We start from the raw sequence: 16451 nt of genomic DNA, 5'->3' as shown, positions 1-16451 counted from the left end.
ATGATTCCTCCGCTCACCGAGATCACCTCCCTGCGGCGGCTGGTCGAGTACGCCGGCGCCTCGGGCGACTTCTACGAGATGCACTACGACCTTGACTTCGCCCGCTCGCTCGGCCACCCCGACCTGGCTGTGCACGGGCTGCTCAAGGCGGCTTACCTGGGCCGGCTCGTCACCGGATGGCTGGGCGGGCGCGGCCGGCTGGCCGTGCTCGAGGTCAGCTACCGCGGCATGGACTTCCGCGACCGCGCCCACACGTGCCGGGGGCGGGTGGTGTCCACCACGGGGAACCGGGCAGAGCTGGAGCTGTGGGGCGAGGACGACACCGGCCGGCGCACCACACTCGGCCGCGCCGAAGTGATCTATGACGAGGAGATCCCCTGATGACCAGCCTTGCCGACCTCCACGCCCTGATGGCCCGCCTCGGGCACCCGGTGGTGCAGACCGCCGCCCCCTCCGGCTCCGGGTTCGCGGACGGGGCGCCGTACCGGTTCGAGATCCCCAGCGTCGAGGGGCCCGCCGTGCTGGAGGCGGTGGTCGCGGAGGCCGACCGGCTCGGCGTGCCGGTCACCAGGACCTCGCAGGGCAGCGGCGTGATGATGCTGACCGACGACGAGATCACGCGGATGGCGCGGATCGGGGCCGAGCGGGGCATCGAGATCAACCTGTTCCTCGGGCCGCGGGCCGCGTGGGACACCGGCGGCCAGGCCAAGCTGACCCAGGCCGTGGGGGCCGCCGCGCGCGGCAACGCGATGGTGGCGGCGTGCCTGGCGGACGCGCTGCGGGCCTGCTCGCTCGGCATCCGCAGCCTGCTGGTCGGCGACCTCGGGACGCTGGAGGCGCTGCGCGAGCTGAAGGCGGACGGCACGTTGCCCTCCGACCTGGTGCTGAAGACGTCCGTGCTGATGCCGCTCACGAACGGGCCGACCGCCGCGATCTACGAGCGGCTCGGGGCCACGACCGTGAACGTCGGGACGGACCTGACCGTGCCGCACCTGGCCGAGATCCGCGCGGCCACCGGGTTGCCGATCGACCTCTATCTGGAGGTGCCGGATGATCAGGGTGGGTTCGTACGCTTCTACGAGGCGGTCGAGATCGTACGGGCCGCGGCGCCCGTCTACCTGAAGATGGGGCTGCGCAACGCGCCCAACATCTACCCGTCCGGGGGGCACCTCGGGGTGGTGCCGAAGGAGCTGGGGCGGGAGCGGGTGCGGCGGGCGGCGCTGGTGCAGCGGCTGATCGAGCAACTCGACCCTGCGCTCGCCAAGCCGTCCCAGACCTCCGACCTCGGCGTCCCGCAACCGTAACCCCGTCCCTGCCCCACCGCACTTCGGTGGGGTCCCTTGGGGGAAGGGTCGGGGGCACGGCGGTCGTCGCCCAGCAGGGCGCGCGGGACTCGGTCGGCGGGACTCGAGCGTGCGGGCGGCTGGAGCGTCGGCGCCCGGGGCGAGCGGCCGCGCGAGCGCGCGGGACTCACGCCTGGGCGTCGGGCGGGCGGGCGGCCCGCCGGGCGCGGCCGCCCAGGGGCGGGCCGCGCCACTCCAGCGGTCAGGCGTGGAGGCGGTGGACGGTGAGGGGGCCGCCGCCCCAGCGGCCGATGGCCTCCTCGTCGGCGAAGGCCAGCACGCGCATCATGTTGCCCCCGTCGCTCAGATCCACGTTGCGGCGCAGCCGGGCGGCCAGGTCGGCGGGCAGGTTCGTGGTGCCGGCCTCGATCGTGTCCCCGTAGTGGGGGGCGAAGGCGACCCCCGCGAACCCGGTACGGCCCAGCAGCGTGCGCACGGTCTCCGAGGAGTAGAACATCAGGTGGTTCTTGGTGAAGCCGCTCCATTTGGACCCGTACGCCTTGAGCAGCAGCGACCGGGCGTTCACGGTCAGGATGAGCAGCACCCCGCCGGGCGCCAGCAGGCTCCTGAACCGCGCGAAGTCCTCCAGCGGCCTGGGCAGGTGCGCGAGCACCGACCAGAGCGTGATCACGTCGAAGCCGCCCGCGGCGATCTCCGGCACGTCCTCGGGCGCCCCGAAGTAGGTGCGCGCCCGGCTCAGCCGCTCGTTGGCCTGGGCGACGGACTCCGGCGACAGGTCCACCCCGTAGGCGTCGAACCCGCGCTGCTCGGCCAGCTCCAGGAACAGCCCGACCCCAGAGCCGAAGTCGAGCAGCCGCCGCTCCTTGCCCTCGTCGAACACCGGCGAGAACGCCTGCATGGTCAGGTCGTAGCGGCGCTGCCGGTTGGCCGCGTACTTGCCGGTCAGGAAGTTGCTGTAGCCGGTCGCGTACAGGTCGCCCAGCCGCTCGGGCCGGACGTTGGGATTGCGGTAGAGGAAGCCGCAGGACGGGCAGCGTACGACGTGGTAACGCCACCCATTGCCGCCGGTCGGCTCGAACAGCGGCTGCTGGCGGGACTCCCCGCACATCATGCAGCTCAGGAACTCCTCGATCTCGCCCAGCGGCCTGAGCCGTTCGTAGTCGGCCAGCGTCATGACGGGCGCTCGCCTGGTGAGCAGCCGCCACTGCGCCTCACGGATCAGTCGCTCCCCCGGCCGTACGTAGACCCGCTGTCCCCACGGGACCCGGTCGTAACGGGAGCCATAAGCCAGTTTTCCTAGCAATCTGTATGCCATCGCCACCACCCTGCGAGCCGTTGTGCCCTACCAGTTGCCGACTATGCGTCCGTCTTCGGGCGCTTTACGTGATCTTTGGGCACTGGCCGGGCTACTTGAGCAAGCATATGCTTGGTAACGTGCCTGACTATCGCAATCTCATCGGCGGCGAGCTGGTGCCCGCCGCGCGCATGATGGACACGGTCAACCCGGCCACCGGAGAGGTGTGGGCCCGGATCCCCGCGAGCGGCGCCGCCGAGGCCGAAGCGGCCGTCGAGGCGGCCGGCCGCGCCTTCCCCGCCTGGTCGGCGCTGCCCGCGGTCGCCAGGGCGCACTTCCTGCGCAAGGTGTCGGAGTTGTTCGGCCGGCACGCCGAGGAGCTGGCCAGGCTGGAGACGCGCGACAACGGCAGGATCCTGCGCGACACGCTCAAGAGGGACCTGCCGGGCATGGCGTACCTGTGGCAGCTGGCCGCCGGGCAGTGCCTCGACGCGGTCAAGGGCGACACGGTCGTGCTCGGGCCGGACACGCTGGGGCTGACGCGGCGGGAGCCGTACGGGGTGGCGGTGTGCATCATCCCGTGGAACTCGCCCATCTCGACGTTCTCGGCCAAGGCCGCGTACGCGCTGGCCGCCGGGAACACGGTGATCGTCAAACCGGCCGAGCAGGCGAGCGCGTCGGTGCTGCGGCTGGGCGAGCTGCTGGCGGAGGTGTTCCCGCCCGGCGTGCTGAACATCGTCAGCGGCATGGGCGAGGAGGTCGGCGACGCCCTGGTCCGCCACCGCGGGGTCGCCAAGATCAGCCTCACCGGCTCGACCGCCACCGGCCAGGCCATCACGCGGGCCTCGGCCGACGCGCTGAAGCCGATGACGTTCGAGCTGGGCGGCAAGTCCCCCAACATCGTCTTCCCCGACGCCGACCTGGACGCCGCCACCCAGGGCGTCACCGTGAACTCCGTCTACACCGGCAACGCCGGGCAGGTGTGCGTGGCGGGCTCGCGCATCCTCGTCCACCGCTCGATCTGGGACGAGATGCTCGGCCGCATCGAGCGGGCCTGCGCCGGGCTGGTCCTGGGCGATCCGCTGGACCTGGCGACGACGATGGGGCCGATCGTGTCCGCCGGGCAGTACGAGCGCGTGACGTCGTACCTGGAGCTGGCCGAGAAGGAGGGCGCGCGGCTGCTCTTCGGCGGCCGGACCGGCGCGGACGTGGTGCCCGCCCTGCCCGGCGGCTGCTACTGGGTGGCGCCCACGCTCTACACGACCGAGGACAACTCGCTGCGCGTGTGCCAGGAGGAGATCTTCGGGCCGGTGGCGGTGGCCATCCCGTTCTCGACGGAGGAGGAGGCGCTGGCGATCGCGAACGACTCCCCGTACGGCCTGGCGGCCGGCGTGTGGACGCGTGACCTGGGGCGGGCCCACCGGTTCGTCCGGGATCTGCGCAGCGGCACGGTCTGGGTGAACACGTTCCGCCAGATGCCGCCGGGGCTGCCGTTCGGCGGGGTCAAGGACAGCGGGTACGGGCACGACGCGGTGCTCGAATACACGCGGGAAAAGGCGGCAATCATCCAGATCTAGTCGGATAGATTTACCCCTCATGAGCGAGGGGATCAAGGACCATCCCGGGCTGTCCGATGCGGCCACCCAGTCCCGGGCCTCGGTGCTGCGCAGCCGCGCCGAATCGTACATCGCCCTGTCGCGGCACGACGCCGCGATCGCGGACCTGACGGAGTCGATCGCGCTGGTGCCGGACAACGCCCGCGCCTGGCGGCTGCGCGGCGAGTGCCATCGCGTGATCGAGCGGTACGAGACCGCCCTCGACGACTTCGGCGAGGCGCTGAAGCTGGAGCCGGACAGCGCGTACGCCCTCGGCTCGCGCGGCCAGACCTACGCCTCGATGGGCCGCCTGGAGGAGGCCATGGACGACTTCGAGCATGCGCTCACCCTCTCCCCCGACTCGCTCTGGATCCTGGAGGCGAAGGCGGACGCCCTGGTGGACCTGGACCGGCTGGACGAGGCCCTGGCCGAGCACACCAAGATCATCAAACTGAACGACGAGCTGGCGTACTCCTGGGTGGCCCGCGGCGACCTCTACCAGCGGATGGAGCTCTACGCCGAGGCGATCGACGACTACACCAAGGCCCTGGAGGCCGAGCCGGACCACGTACGGGCGCTGAGCAGGAGAGGCGAGGCGCTGCGCATGGCCGACCGCTACGAGGAGGCCCTCACTGACCTGAACCGGGCCCTGGAGCTGGACCCCGGCAACGACCGCGCGCTCGGCAGCCGGGGCGCGGTGCTGAGCGAGCTGGGCGACAACGAGGCGGCGCTGCGGGACCTGGACGCCGCCATCGAGCTGGACCCCGAGTACACCTGGGCCTACCAGGTGCGCGGCGAGATCCTCCAGGAGCTGGACCGGCACGAGGCCGCGGTCGCCGACTTCACCCGGGTGCTGCACCTGTTCGGCGAGTGAGCCACTCCAGGGCGGCCGCGCCCTCGCGCAGCACGGAGATGTGGCCGTCGTCCGGGAAAAGGCGCAGCTCGGCCGTGCGGCAGCGGCCGGCCAGCCAGGCGCCGTGCGCGGCCGGCACGACGCGGTCGCGGCCGCCGTGCAGGAGCAGGACCGGGGCGGTCGCCCGGGCGGGGTCGCAGCCCCACGGGGTGACGTAGGCGAGGTCGTCGTCGATCAGGCCGCCCGGCCCGGCCGCCGTCGCCGGGCCCACCACGTCGCCGAACCACGACCAGTCGCCGGCCAGCGCCGCGTGGTCCTCCGGGGTGAACATCTCGGGGTCGTATTCGGCCGACGCCTCGTGGCGTTCCTTGGCCTCGCGTCCACCGGCGGCGGCGCGCAGGGAGGCCACGCCCGAGGGTGACATGCCCGCGTACCAGTCGAGGCCGCGCGCACCGTACGGTGCCAGGCCCGCCACGCTCACCGCGGCCAGGACCCGGTCGGGCAGCAGGGCGGCGCAGGCCAGGGCGTGCGAGCCGCCGCCCGAGTGGCCCATCACGGCGAACCGGGCGATTCCCAGCTCGTCGGCGACCCGCCGGGTGAGGCCGGCCGCGGAGGCGATGTCCCGGCCGGGCGACGGGGTGGAGCCGCCGTAGCCGGGGCGGTCGTAGGACAGCCAGCGCAGGCCGAGGCGGCCGGCGGCCTCGAAGAGGGGTGCAGGGGGCGCGCCGATGTTGGGGGTGCCGTGGTGCCAGATGACCGGCAGGAGGTCGTCCGCGCCGGGGGCCGTGTCGTAGACGTGGAGGGTGCGGTCGTTGCCGAGCGGGAGTTCGAATTCCTTCCCCATAGCGGGAGCTTAGCCCCTTCCAGAGGCCGCGCGACCCTGACCGGTGTTCTCCTGATCCCTGCCGGAGCCGCGCGGCCCTGAGCGGCGCCTGATCCCTGCCGGGACCAGCGGTCCCGGCAGGGGCGTGATCCCGGCCGGGACCGCGGGTGCGGCCCCGGCCGGGTCACAGGGACAGCAGGGCGCTGACCGGGAGGCGGGTGTCCGACAGCGGGCGGATGGCGATGCGCAGCAGCGCCAGCGCGTTGTCGTCGCCCGCGATGCGGTTGGCGCTCAGCCCGCCGCACGACTGGCAGCTGTGGATGATCAGCCACTCCCCGTCCCCCCGGACGGTGACGCTCAGGGCCGCCATCCGGCCCCGGCAGGCCGCCCGCCGATCGCCCGGGAGCCGGTGATCGACGTGCAGGCTCGTCAGGCAGTGCGGGCAGTGGTTGCGGTGGGCGGTGCCCGGCGCGATCATCGGCACGTCCAGCCGGCACCCGACGCAGCGGAACGCGTCGCCGGGCTCCCCGTGGTGTGTTCTCTTGCGGCGTTGCGGCCGTTCCCGGCCAGGGTTCCTCCTGGGCATGTCACAGGTCGCCGAACGCCTCTAGGGGGAACGGCGGCTGCGCCAGCGGCCGTACGGCCATGCGCATGAGGATGAGCTGGTTGTCGTCCCCGCAGATGGGGTTCGACGTCAGCTCGCCGCACCGGGTGCAGCGGTGGATGATCATCCATTCGCCGGTGCGCAGGACGGCGATCGAGATGGGGATCATCCGCGACCCGCAACCGTCGAGCAGGTGCTGCGAGTGCAGGCAGCTCGGGCAGTGGTTGCGGCGGGTTCCGTCCGGCGCGGTCGCGGTGACCGTGAGGCCGCAGCGGATGCACTCGAACGTGCTCAGGATGGGACTGGGTTTGCCGTTGGTGGACAACCTGGGTACTCCTTGCCGGAATGGGTCACTGAAAGCAGCAAGGAAGCGCCGAGCGGGCCTCGCGGGCACGCTGATGGGGCAGGCGGTCGGTCCGGCCTGTCAGGAATGAAGCCGATTCAGAGGCAGGATCCGCCGGTGGCACAGCGAGGCGCGCTGGGCGCGGTGCCGGGCATAAATCCCCTCCCCCTCCGGGCATGACGGCCCGACTGTTCCACTGAACGGACGACAGCGAGCGTAACCGGACAGCTCCGGCCATCGCCAACCATTTTCCGGTGGGTGGTGGGCGACCGAATATCGTTCTAGATTCGAGGCATGGGAATCGGGCTGACGGGGGAACACCTGGAGCTGGCGGCCTCCGTACACGGGCTGGCCGGGCGGAACGCCGATCACGCCGCTCTGGCGGAGCAGGGGCTGCTGGGGTTGCATCTGGCCGAGGAGTGCGGCGGGCAGGGGTACGGGCTGCTGGAGCTGTGCGTGGCGCTGGAGGCGCTGGGCGAGCGGCGCGTCCTGGGGCCGTACCTGCCGTCGGTCCTGGCGTCGGCGGTGCTCTCCTGGTCCGGCTGCGCGCCGGAGCTGATCGCCGGGCTCGCCGGCGGCTCGCTCACCGCCGCCGTCGCGCTCCTCCCGGACAGCGGGCCGTCCGCCCTCGCGCTCGGATCGGCGAAGGCGGACGTCTTCGTGGTCCCGGTCGGTGGTGCGTGGGCCGTGCTCGATCGCGGGGACGTCGCCGCCGAGCCCGTCCCGGGGGTCGACCTGGACCGGGCGCTCTGCTCCGTGACCGTGCGGACGGTGCCCGCCGGACGGATGCTCAGGGAGGTCCCGGTACGTGAGCTCGCCGCCGTGCTGCTGGGCGCGGACGCGTGCGGGGTGGCGGCGTGGGCCGTGGCCACGGCGGCCGCCCATGCCAAGGTGCGCGAGCAGTTCGGGCGGCCGATCGGGCAGTTCCAGGGGGTCAAGCACCGGGTGGCCGGGGCGCTGGTGGCGCTGGAGCAGGCCCGGGCCGCCGTCTGGGACGCCGCCAGATCCCTCGACGAGACCAGCCACCCCCGGGAGGGTGGCGCGGGGCTGCCCGACGAGAGCCGGCTGGCGGTGGCCGTGGCGGCGGTGCTGGCGGCGGACGCGGCCGTGCGGTGCGCGGCGGACGCCGTCCAGGTGCTCGGCGGCATCGGCTACACCTTCGAGCACGACGCCCACCGCTACTACCGCCGCGCCCTGTCCGACCGGATGCTGACCGGGGATCCGGGGCCGTGGGCCGGGGAGGTGACCCGGCTGGCGGTGGCGGGCGTGCGGCGGCGGATGGAGCCGGACCTGCCGGAGGAGGCCGCCGCCGTCCGGGACGCCGTCAGGGCGGAGGCCGCGTCGCTGCGTGCCGAGGAGCCGGCGGCCCGGCTGGGCAGGCTGGCGCGGGAGGGCTGGATGATGCCGCACCTCCCCCGGCCCTGGGGACGGGGCGCCTCGCCGCTCGAGCAGGTGATCATCCACCAGGAGTTCCGCGACCTCGGCCGCCCGAACCTGGGCATCGCGGCCTGGGCGGTGCCGTCCATCGTCCGCTACGGCACCCGCGAGCAGCAGGAACGTTTCCTGCCCGGGACGCTGACCGGCGAGATCGTGTGGTGCCAGCTGTTCAGCGAGCCGGGCGCGGGCTCGGACCTGGCCGGGCTCTCGACGAAGGCCGTACGGGTGGAGGGCGGCTGGTCGCTCACCGGGCAGAAGATCTGGACGTCCCTCGCGCAGTACGCCCATTGGGGCATCTGCCTGGCCCGGACCTCCCCGGAGAAGCCCAAGCATGACGGCATCTCGTACTTCCTGGTGGACATGTCGTCCCCTGGCGTCACCGTGAGGCCGCTCAAGGAGATCAACGGGGACGAGATCTTCAACGAGGTCTTCCTGGACGACGTGTTCGTACCGGACGACCTGGTCGTCGGCGCGGTGGACGGGGGCTGGCGGGTGGCCCGCGACACGCTCTCGCACGAACGCGTCGCGCTCGGCGACTCCTGGGGGCCGGGGTCGCGGCACACCGACATGGTGAAGCTCATCGCCCGGCTGCCGCCGCTCCGGGAGGCGCAGCTCGAGCAGGCGGGCTGCCTGTGGGCGGAGGGCCAGGCCGGCTCGGCGCTCGGGCTGCGCGCGACCCTCTCCCAGCTCTCCGGGTCCGGAGCGGGCACCGACTCCAGCGTGCGCAAGCTGCTCGGCATGCGGCACGCGCAGGCGATCTCGGAGTTCTGCTGGTCGCTCGCCCCGGCCGACCGCTACTGGAACCGCATGATCCTGACCACCCGCGCGTTCACGATCGGCGGCGGGACGACGGAGGTGCAGCTCAACATCGTCGCCGAACGCGCGCTCGGCCTGCCCAAGGATCCGTGATCAGCGTCCGGGGTAGTACGGGGCCGCGAGATGGGCGTAGACGATCGTGTTGTCCTCGTAGCTGTGCGCCCGCCGGTCGAACGTCCCGCCGCAGGTCACCAGCCGCAGCCCCGGATAGGCGAGCTTGGCGTAGACCTTCTTGGCGGGGAAGCGGCGTTTCGGGGTGTGCTCGACCTTGTCGACGACGAAGACGGCCACCGAGCGGTCGGCGCGCAGCACCTGCACCTGGTCGCCGCGCTTGACGTCCTTGAGCCGGGCGAAGACGGCGGGGCCGGTCCTGGTGTCCAGGTGGCCGGTGATCACGGCGGCGCCGCGCTGGCCGGGCACGGGGCCGTAGCGGTACCAGCCGGCCAGGTTCGGAGGGTCGAACGGCGGGTTCTGGATGGCGCCGTTCGCGTCCAGGCCCAGCTCCATCAGAGGCGCGGCGACGCCGATGGAGGGGATGTAGACGGCGGCGGGCCGGGCGGGCCGCATGGGGGCGGCCACCCCGGACAGCGGCACGCCGGTGATCGGGGCGGCGGACACGGGCAGGGGTGACGGCGCCGGCTCCGGCGAGGCAGCGGGGCCGCCGCCGAGCACGCCGCCGATCCCGAGCCCGATCAGCAGCACCCCGGCCAGCGACACGACCGCCGCCCCGGCCACGATCAGCCGATGCCCGCCCGCCGGGTTCGGGGTCGGGGTCGGGCTGGGGTTCGGGGTTTCGGGCAAGCTAGACGACGCCCTTGCGGCGGCGTACCGCGAACCCGGTCAGGCCGGCCCCGGTCAGCAGCGCCGCCCCGCCCACCGCGAACGGCCACACCGGCCCGTCCGCCGTCAGCCCGCCCCCGCCCGTCTCCGGATGACCCCTGGGCACCTTGTGCTCCTCCTCGCCCGCCGGCCGCCACGGAGGCTCGGACCCGGGCGGACCCGACCAGGAATCCTGCGGTGCGGGGCCGCTCGACCAGGAATCCTCCGGTACGGGCTTGTCCGACCAGGAGTCGTCGTGCCCGGGAGCACCCGGCCGGGATTCGCCGGGTTCGTGGCCGCCCGACCAGGAATCGTCGGGCTGTTCCTCGCACAGGATCGGTAGCGGGAGGAGGCAGGTGGACACCGCGCCGGGCACCTGCGGACCGGCGGAAGCGGCGGCGGAGGCGGTGCCCAGGCCCGTCGCCAGGCTCACGCCCGCGACCGCGAAGGCGGTCACCGCTCCAGCCGCTGCGAGACGTCGCGCTCTTGCCATGAGAAGGCTCCAGGATCGGTTGACGCCCCCCGATACACAAGAGAGCCTTGCGAATTATTAGACCGACAGTCAAGTAATGTGACCGAAGTGAAACCGGCCGGACACGGAGGGTTTGGCGACGGCCTGCCGTGGTAGGGGATTCCCCGCAAAGGGGGACAAAAGCCATGATTAATTCGCAACGACCCAAATTGCCGCGGTCGGCGCATCCGAGGTGAGCCGAAGTGAAGGGAAGCCTGCAGTTCATCGGGAACGCGACCACGCTGATCCGCTACAACGGCTTCACGCTGCTGACGGATCCCAACTTCCTGCACCGCGGGCAGCGGGCGTACCTGGGGTACGGCCTGACCTCGCGCCGCCTCACCGACCCGGCCGTGGAGATGGAGGACCTGCCGCCGCTGGACGCGGTGGTGCTGTCCCACATGCACGGTGACCACTGGGACCGGGTGACGCGCAGGGGCCTGGACAGGGACACGCCGGTCATCACGACCACGACGGCGGCCCGCCGGCTGCGCCGCCGCGGTTTCCGCCAGAGCGTGGGCCTGGAGGAGTGGCACCAGCACGAGCTGCACGGCCCGGGCGGCACCGTCCGAATCACCGCCCTGCCCGCCAAGCACGCCCCCGGCCCGGCGGAGGCGCTGCTGCCGCCCGTGATCGGCACGATGCTGGAGTTCTGCAACCAGGACGAGCGGGTCGAGCTGTGCATGCACATCAGCGGTGACACGCTGCTCGACCGCCGCCTGGACTCGATCCCGCGCCGCTTCCCCGACATCGACCTGGCCATCGTGCACCTGGGCGGCACCAGGCTGCTCGGCACCCTCCTGGTGACCATGGACGGCGAGCAGGGCGCCGCGTGGGTGGACCTGATCAACCCGCACGCGGTCGTACCGGTGCACTTCGACGACTACACCGTCTTCAGCTCACCCCTGGACGACTTCCGCCACCACATCGAGCAGGCGGGGCTGGCCGACCGGGTCGTCTACCTGGAGAAGGGCGAGACGCGCGAGCTCGCCCCGCACCACCTCGTCCGCCGCTGAGACCCGCCACTGAGACCGCCGCAGGCCCCGACGTTGACGCTGCGCCTCGAATATAGTTAAACTCAATAACGTTATGAAAAATAACGATATTGCGTCTGAGGTCGACGAGACCGAAGGGCCTCCCAGCGAACTGGCGCGCTCAACCGGCTTCCTGCTGTCGTGGGTGGCGGCCAGAGCCGGTGAGCAGTATGAGGAGGCGCTGTCCGAGATGGGGCTCAAGGCGCTCCACCTCGGCGTCCTGACGCAACTCCAGAGCGGCCCGCTGGTCCAGTCACGGCTCAGCGAACGGCTGAGCGTGTTCAAGCCCGTGATGGTCACCCTGGTCAACGAGCTGGAGGCCATGGGCCTGGCGGAGCGGCGCCCCCACCCGCGCGACCGGCGTGCGGTGGAGGTGCACCTCCTGCCGGCCGGCGTGCGGAAGATCCGGCATGCCGAGCAGGTCAGCGAACGCATCTCGGGCGAGTTCTTCGGCCCGCTGACGCCCCAGGAGCGGCAGACCCTGCACGCTCTGCTCGCCAAGCTCGCCGGCGGCGCGCCGGCCGGCAGCCGGAGGGAACCCTGATGAACGCCTCGACCAACGCCCACCACCCCGAGATCGCCTCAGCCCGCTCGCGTTTCTGGCCGGTCGGGCTCCTCTTCGTCCTCGTGCCCGTGCTGGTCGGGCAGATCCCGGGCGCACTCGCCTTCACGCTCAACCCCGGCGTCGCCACCGATCTGGGGATGACCAGGATCCCCATACCCGTGTGGGTCTTCATCGTGGTCTGGCTCGTGATCAAGACCGGCATGGGGCTCGCGGCATGGCAGCTCTGGCGCCGGGCACCCCGCGGAAGCGACGTCACCGTACCCCTGACCGTGCTGATCGCCGGCTACCTGCAGACCAACCTCTTCTGGCTGGCCGACGGCCTGCGCTCCATCGCCGTCACCGATGCCACCGGCCTGCTGCTCGCCGTTGCCACGGTGGTGGTGTTCTCGCGCTACTCACCCGCCGCGGCCCGCTGGCTGCTGCCCTGGCTGATCTGGATGCCGATCACCCTGGCCGTCAAGATCGCGGCCATCGTCGGAGCCTTCCCCGCATGACACTCCAGCGGTCCGACCGATCCGCCAGACGCCTCCCGCCCGCGTCGGATGCGGGCGAATCGGCGCGACCCCGGAACCGGGTCAGGACCGTGCGCATCGCCGGCTCAGCTTGACCCGTCTTCCGTCGTCACGGCCCTGGCCTTACTCGGCTGGACCCGCTTGGGCTCGCCGGGCATCTTCGGGTAGTTGGGCGGATAGGGCATGTCGCCCCTGCCGTCCTCGGCGTACAGCTCCAGGAGCGGCTCGATCGAGTAGGCCCGGTCGTCGATGGCGGCGTGCACGTCGCCCACCTTCGCGAAGCGGGCGGGCACCGTGCGGATGTCGAAGTCGCGCGGGTCGGCGTCCTCCAGCTCGTCCCAGGTCAGCGGGGTTGAGACGGGCGCCTCGGGCCGGGCCCTGATCGAGTACGCGCTGGCGACCGTGCGGTCCCTGGCGTTCTGGTTGAAGTCGATGAACACCCGGTCCCCGCGCTCCTCCTTCCACCAGGCCGTGGTGACCAGGCCGGGATCGCGTTCCTCGACGGCCCTGGCCAGGGCGATGCCGGCGTGGCGTACTTGGATGAAGTCCCAGCGCGGCTCGATGCGCACGGCGATGTGCACGCCGCGGTTGCCCGAGGTCTTCACGAAGCCGGTCATGCCCAGCTCGCCGAGCACGTCCCTGGTCAGGAACGCGGCCCGGCGCGCGGTGTCGAACTCCAGGCCGGGCTGCGGGTCGAGGTCGACGCGCAGCTCGTCGGGGTGCTCGACGTCGGCCGCCCGCACCTGCCAGGGGTGGAAGTCGATGGTGCCGAGGTTGGCGCAGTAGGCGATGGCCGCCACCTCGGTGACGCGCAGGGACTGCGCCGTACGGCCGCTGGGGAAGGTGACGGTGACGGACTCGAGCCAGTCGGGGTGCCGGGGCGGCATCCGCTTCTGGTAGATCGCCTCGGTCTGCACGCCGTCGGGGTGGCGCTTGATGTTGGTCGGCCGGTCCTTGAGCGCCCGCAGGGCCCCCTCGCCGACGCTCACGTAGTATTCGACCAGTTCCCGCTTGGTAGCCCCGATCCCAGGAAAGTAGACCTTGTCGGGATTGGTGACCTTGACGGTCCTCTCCCCCACCTCGAGCTCTATGTACGGCGATGCCATGCACTCGAACCTACTCCAAGCGGGGTGGGCCCGTCCCGGAGCCGCCTCGGTGGCGGGACCGGGGGCTCGACGGGACGGGCCGCCAGACCATCCGTCGCCGTTCCGGGCGCTGGCGCGCCACCCGGCCGGCCGTCGCGATCCCCAGCGGCGCCAGCACGGGCGTGGGCTGTGCCGCTCGGCGGGATCTGCGGATGATCTCACCCCTTGGCAGGAGGCGATGACACCCCCATGCCTACAAAGACGCGAATTCGCCCCAGAACGGATGCTTCCCCCTGCGAAGATCTCTTTTTGCCTGATCTCGTATTCTGAACGCATGGACAAGGTGGTCAAGAGCGAGGCCGAATGGCGGGCCCAGCTGTCGCCCGAGGAGTTCCACGTCCTCAGGGAGGCCGGGACCGAGCGCCCGTTCACGGGGGAGTACGTCGACACCAAGGCCGAGGGGGTCTACTCGTGCCGCGCCTGCGGGGCCGAGTTGTTCCGATCGGACACGAAGTTCGAGTCGCACTGCGGCTGGCCGAGCTTCTTCGAACCGTCAGATTCAGACGCGGTGAAGCTGATCGAGGATCACAGCCACGGGATGGTGCGCACCGAGGTGCGCTGCGCCCGGTGCGACTCGCACCTCGGGCACGTGTTCCACGGCGAGGGGTACGCGACGCCGACCGACGATCGTTACTGCATCAACTCGGTGTCACTGCGGCTCGAACCCATGGGGTGATCACGCGGCGACGCGGCGTATCGATCGTGTCCTACGGGTACGAGTGCCGCGTGCGCTTTGTACACCTTCGCCACCGATGGGTGACGATCGAGACCATCGGGCGCGTCGTAACCCAACGGTGCGAAGTGTGCTCGAGGACGCGGGTCCGGGTCCGGTGACCCGGAGTCTGCCTCGATGGCCGGATCAGTTCGGGGCGGGATGGGTGACGCGGCAGCTGCGATCACCGGGGCCGAGGATGTTGGCCAGCACCGGGTTCCCGTTCCCCCCGAACTTGGAGTGCACGAACACCACCGGATTCGGCACTCCCCTGCTGTGGAGGTAGGCCAGGCCGCGCTCGCAGAGCGTGACGGCGGTGAGCGAATTATCCGCACTGTCCGGCAAATCCGTATAAATGCGCAAATATCCGCCGACTGTGCGGATGTCTTTGAGGCGCTTCAGCGCCTTGTCGTCCGGGCCCCATTGCGTACGGAAATACTCCGCCGCCTGCTGATCCGTATGCCGGGAGGGGCCGTCGGCCCGGTAGTCGTCGCCGTCCCCGGGGGCGGGGCCGTCCGCCAGCACGTCCTCCGCCGCCGTGGACGGCGCCGTGGACGGGGCCGTGGACGGGGCCGTGGTGCCCGCCACCATCCCCGGCTCCGCGGCGCCCGCTTCCTCCGGAGCGGCCGCCGGTCTCGGTGACTCGGACCTCTGCAGTTCCCTGGTCTCGACCCCGGTGGTCACCTCGGCGCCGGCCCCGGTGGCCGCCCCAGGCTTCCCCGTACCCTTCCCGGGCTGCGCGCCCGACCCGCGCGAACCGGCGTCCGGCTCGGCCGGCCCGCGCTCCTGCACGGTGCCGGACTGGCGGGCGGCGCCGGAGCCCGCCGACGCCCCGAAGGGCCAGCCGTTCACGCCGAGCAGCACGACGGCCCCGCCCGTCAGCGCCAGCACCCCCGCCACCAGCCGGCCCCGCGCCCCACGGCGCCGCGCGCGCCGGGACCGGCCCGCCGCATGGCGGCCGGCCGGACGCCGTCGCCTTCCGGTCTCTCCCACCCCGCCCTCCCGTCACCCTTGGAACGTGCCACCCCGCGAACGCCCAACGAACAAGAGATTTCCCCTGATTGTGACAAAGGGGATAGATCAATTCAGTGGATCGCCCACTTAGGTCTTGCTCTTCCTTGATCCGGACCAGCACACTGCGAGGGTGGCCCAGGACGAGATCCTGAAATGTCAGAATTTACGAAAGACGTTCGGCGACCTCGTGGCGGTCGACGACGTCAGCTTCACCATCGAAGCCGGCGAAACCTACGGCCTCCTCGGCCCCAACGGCGCGGGAAAGACCACGACGATCTCGATGATCGCCGGCATCCTCGACCGCGACGGCGGCGACGTGCTCATCTCGGGCCGCCCCCACGGCACCACCAGCACGTGGGGCAAGAAGCAGATCGGCTACGTCCCCCAGGACCTGGCCCTCTACCCCGACCTCAGCGCCCGCGAGAACCTGCGCTTCTTCGCCCGCCTGTACGGCCTGGGCCGCACCGAGGCCCGCACCCGGATCGACGCGGTACTCGACGTCATCGGCCTGACCGACCGGGCCAAGGATCCGGTCAAGGAGTATTCGGGCGGCATGAAACGCCGGCTCAACATCGGCGTGGGCCTCCTGCACCGCCCTCCCCTGCTGATCCTCGACGAGCCCACCGTCGGCGTCGACCCGCAGAGCCGCAACGCGATCCTGGAGAGCGTCTCCGCCCTGGCCGGCGAGGGCGTCGCCATCCTCTACACCACGCACTACATGGAGGAGGCCGAACGCCTCTGCGACCGCATCGGCATCATCGACCTGGGTCTGATCAGGGCCGAGGGCACCCGGAGGGAGCTGGTCGGCCTGGTGGGCGAGCTGGACCGCGTCTCGCTGACGACCGACGGCGGTCAGGCCGTACCGGAGCTCGAGGCGCTGCCCGAGGTGCGCAAGACCAGCAGCCATGAGGGGCACGTCGAGGTGATGGTGGAGGACGCGCGCGCGGCCCTGCCCCGGATCCTGGCGACGGCCACCGAGGCGGGCGTGGTCGTACGCACGGTGGAGGTGCACGAGCCGAACCTCGAGTCGGTCTTCCTGCACCTCACCGGCAAGGCGCTACGGGACTGAC

Annotated in this window: 18 protein-coding genes; 10 read left to right on the top strand and 8 right to left on the bottom strand. The window is 71.7% G+C overall.

Annotation, left to right across the window (positions count from 1 at the left end):
- Positions 1–381, top strand: coding sequence for a MaoC/PaaZ C-terminal domain-containing protein (locus ACTWPW_RS08130; RefSeq protein ID WP_364115018.1), 381 nt, complete (start codon positions 1–3; stop codon positions 379–381).
- Positions 381–1304, top strand: a complete 924-nt coding sequence (locus tag ACTWPW_RS08125; RefSeq protein ID WP_443168327.1) for a hypothetical protein — start codon at positions 381–383, stop codon at positions 1302–1304. Before ACTWPW_RS08130 ends, ACTWPW_RS08125 begins: the two co-directional genes overlap by 1 nt.
- Positions 1305–1545: 241 nt before the next feature.
- On the opposite strand, the gene ACTWPW_RS08120 is transcribed toward ACTWPW_RS08125, so the two are convergent.
- The gene (locus ACTWPW_RS08120; RefSeq protein ID WP_443168326.1) at positions 1546–2619 is read right to left on the bottom strand and encodes a class I SAM-dependent methyltransferase; all 1074 of its coding nucleotides are present in this window, start codon (positions 2617–2619) and stop codon (positions 1546–1548) included.
- A 119-nt stretch (positions 2620–2738) separates the two neighbouring features.
- Here ACTWPW_RS08120 and ACTWPW_RS08115 point away from each other — a divergent pair, with 119 nt between their 5' ends.
- Both ACTWPW_RS08115 and ACTWPW_RS08110 read left to right on the top strand, forming a co-directional pair.
- Positions 2739–4175: an aldehyde dehydrogenase family protein gene (locus ACTWPW_RS08115; protein WP_443168325.1), complete on the top strand. Its 1437-nt coding sequence runs from the start codon at positions 2739–2741 to the stop codon at positions 4173–4175.
- 19 nt (positions 4176–4194) lie between these two features.
- Complete coding sequence (locus tag ACTWPW_RS08110; protein ID WP_375115559.1) at positions 4195–5067, top strand: tetratricopeptide repeat protein; 873 nt, start codon at positions 4195–4197, stop codon at positions 5065–5067.
- Here the strand turns inward: ACTWPW_RS08110 and ACTWPW_RS08105 are convergent.
- The 3 genes from ACTWPW_RS08105 to ACTWPW_RS08095 form a co-directional block, all read right to left on the bottom strand.
- Positions 5036–5890: an alpha/beta fold hydrolase gene (locus ACTWPW_RS08105; RefSeq protein WP_443168324.1), complete on the bottom strand. Its 855-nt coding sequence runs from the start codon at positions 5888–5890 to the stop codon at positions 5036–5038. The two genes, ACTWPW_RS08110 and ACTWPW_RS08105, sit on opposite strands and share 32 nt — an antisense overlap.
- A 163-nt stretch (positions 5891–6053) precedes the next feature.
- The gene (locus tag ACTWPW_RS08100) at positions 6054–6455 is read right to left on the bottom strand and encodes an RNHCP domain-containing protein (protein ID WP_375115561.1); all 402 of its coding nucleotides are present in this window, start codon (positions 6453–6455) and stop codon (positions 6054–6056) included.
- A 1-nt stretch (position 6456) separates the two neighbouring features.
- Entirely contained in the window at positions 6457–6798 is a 342-nt protein-coding gene (locus ACTWPW_RS08095) for an RNHCP domain-containing protein (protein ID WP_364115004.1), read from the bottom strand.
- 312 nt (positions 6799–7110) lie between these two features.
- Here ACTWPW_RS08095 and ACTWPW_RS08090 point away from each other — a divergent pair, with 312 nt between their 5' ends.
- Complete coding sequence (locus ACTWPW_RS08090) at positions 7111–9162, top strand: acyl-CoA dehydrogenase family protein (protein ID WP_443168323.1); 2052 nt, start codon at positions 7111–7113, stop codon at positions 9160–9162.
- Here ACTWPW_RS08090 and ACTWPW_RS08085 read toward each other — a convergent pair whose 3' ends face one another.
- Positions 9163–9870 (bottom strand): class F sortase, encoded by a 708-nt coding sequence (locus ACTWPW_RS08085; RefSeq protein WP_375115563.1) that lies wholly within the window; start codon positions 9868–9870, stop codon positions 9163–9165. It lies immediately after the preceding gene.
- A 1-nt stretch (position 9871) separates the two neighbouring features.
- Positions 9872–10345 (bottom strand): hypothetical protein, encoded by a 474-nt coding sequence (locus ACTWPW_RS08080; RefSeq protein WP_375115564.1) that lies wholly within the window; start codon positions 10343–10345, stop codon positions 9872–9874.
- A 257-nt stretch (positions 10346–10602) separates the two neighbouring features.
- On the opposite strand from ACTWPW_RS08080, the gene ACTWPW_RS08075 reads away from it, so the two are divergent.
- From ACTWPW_RS08075 to ACTWPW_RS08065, 3 genes are all read left to right on the top strand, one after another.
- Positions 10603–11415 (top strand): MBL fold metallo-hydrolase, encoded by an 813-nt coding sequence (locus ACTWPW_RS08075; protein WP_375115565.1) that lies wholly within the window; start codon positions 10603–10605, stop codon positions 11413–11415.
- Positions 11416–11488: 73 nt separating this feature from the next.
- Entirely contained in the window at positions 11489–11977 is a 489-nt protein-coding gene (locus ACTWPW_RS08070) for a MarR family winged helix-turn-helix transcriptional regulator (RefSeq protein WP_375115566.1), read from the top strand.
- Positions 11977–12492, top strand: a complete 516-nt coding sequence (locus ACTWPW_RS08065; protein ID WP_375115567.1) for a tryptophan-rich sensory protein — start codon at positions 11977–11979, stop codon at positions 12490–12492. The genes ACTWPW_RS08070 and ACTWPW_RS08065 overlap by 1 nt, the downstream gene beginning before the upstream one ends.
- 104 nt (positions 12493–12596) lie before the next feature.
- Here ACTWPW_RS08065 and ligD read toward each other — a convergent pair whose 3' ends face one another.
- A complete protein-coding gene (ligD, locus tag ACTWPW_RS08060; protein ID WP_375115568.1) occupies positions 12597–13616 on the bottom strand; it encodes a non-homologous end-joining DNA ligase in 1020 nt (339 codons plus the stop codon).
- Between the two features lie 313 nt (positions 13617–13929).
- Between ligD and msrB the strand changes: the two genes are divergently transcribed.
- Positions 13930–14331: a peptide-methionine (R)-S-oxide reductase MsrB gene (gene msrB, locus ACTWPW_RS08055; RefSeq protein WP_364114988.1), complete on the top strand. Its 402-nt coding sequence runs from the start codon at positions 13930–13932 to the stop codon at positions 14329–14331.
- A gap of 183 nt (positions 14332–14514) precedes the next feature.
- Here the strand turns inward: msrB and ACTWPW_RS08050 are convergent, their stop codons facing one another.
- Entirely contained in the window at positions 14515–15360 is an 846-nt protein-coding gene (locus ACTWPW_RS08050) for a hypothetical protein (RefSeq protein ID WP_443168322.1), read from the bottom strand.
- A 151-nt stretch (positions 15361–15511) separates the two neighbouring features.
- Here ACTWPW_RS08050 and ACTWPW_RS08045 point away from each other — a divergent pair, with 151 nt between their 5' ends.
- Positions 15512–16450 carry an ATP-binding cassette domain-containing protein gene (locus ACTWPW_RS08045; RefSeq protein WP_443168321.1) on the top strand — a complete coding sequence of 313 codons (939 nt, stop codon included), beginning with the start codon at positions 15512–15514 and terminating at the stop codon, positions 16448–16450.
- The last annotated feature ends 1 nt before the right edge of the window (position 16451 follow it).

The organism is Nonomuraea sp. KM90, from assembly GCF_052246675.1.
Classification (GTDB): domain Bacteria; phylum Actinomycetota; class Actinomycetes; order Streptosporangiales; family Streptosporangiaceae; genus Nonomuraea.
Note: the sequence above shows the minus strand (reverse complement) of the source record. Positions and strands in the feature narration are given on the sequence as shown.

Excerpts from the sequence above, each read along its gene's own strand:
- ACTWPW_RS08130 (WP_364115018.1), top strand. The coding sequence starts at position 1 with ATGATTCCTCCGCTCACCGAGATCACCTCCCTGCGGCGGCTGGTCGAG.
- ACTWPW_RS08125 (WP_443168327.1), top strand. The coding sequence starts at position 381 with ATGACCAGCCTTGCCGACCTCCACGCCCTGATGGCCCGCCTCGGGCAC.
- ACTWPW_RS08120 (WP_443168326.1), bottom strand. The coding sequence starts at position 2,619 with ATGGCATACAGATTGCTAGGAAAACTGGCTTATGGCTCCCGTTACGAC.
- ACTWPW_RS08110 (WP_375115559.1), top strand. The coding sequence starts at position 4,195 with ATGAGCGAGGGGATCAAGGACCATCCCGGGCTGTCCGATGCGGCCACC.
- ACTWPW_RS08105 (WP_443168324.1), bottom strand. The coding sequence starts at position 5,890 with ATGGGGAAGGAATTCGAACTCCCGCTCGGCAACGACCGCACCCTCCAC.
- ACTWPW_RS08100 (WP_375115561.1), bottom strand. The coding sequence starts at position 6,455 with ATGCCCAGGAGGAACCCTGGCCGGGAACGGCCGCAACGCCGCAAGAGA.
- ACTWPW_RS08090 (WP_443168323.1), top strand. The coding sequence starts at position 7,111 with ATGGGAATCGGGCTGACGGGGGAACACCTGGAGCTGGCGGCCTCCGTA.
- ACTWPW_RS08070 (WP_375115566.1), top strand. The coding sequence starts at position 11,489 with ATGAAAAATAACGATATTGCGTCTGAGGTCGACGAGACCGAAGGGCCT.
- ACTWPW_RS08065 (WP_375115567.1), top strand. The coding sequence starts at position 11,977 with ATGAACGCCTCGACCAACGCCCACCACCCCGAGATCGCCTCAGCCCGC.
- ligD (WP_375115568.1), bottom strand. The coding sequence starts at position 13,616 with ATGGCATCGCCGTACATAGAGCTCGAGGTGGGGGAGAGGACCGTCAAG.
- msrB (WP_364114988.1), top strand. The coding sequence starts at position 13,930 with ATGGACAAGGTGGTCAAGAGCGAGGCCGAATGGCGGGCCCAGCTGTCG.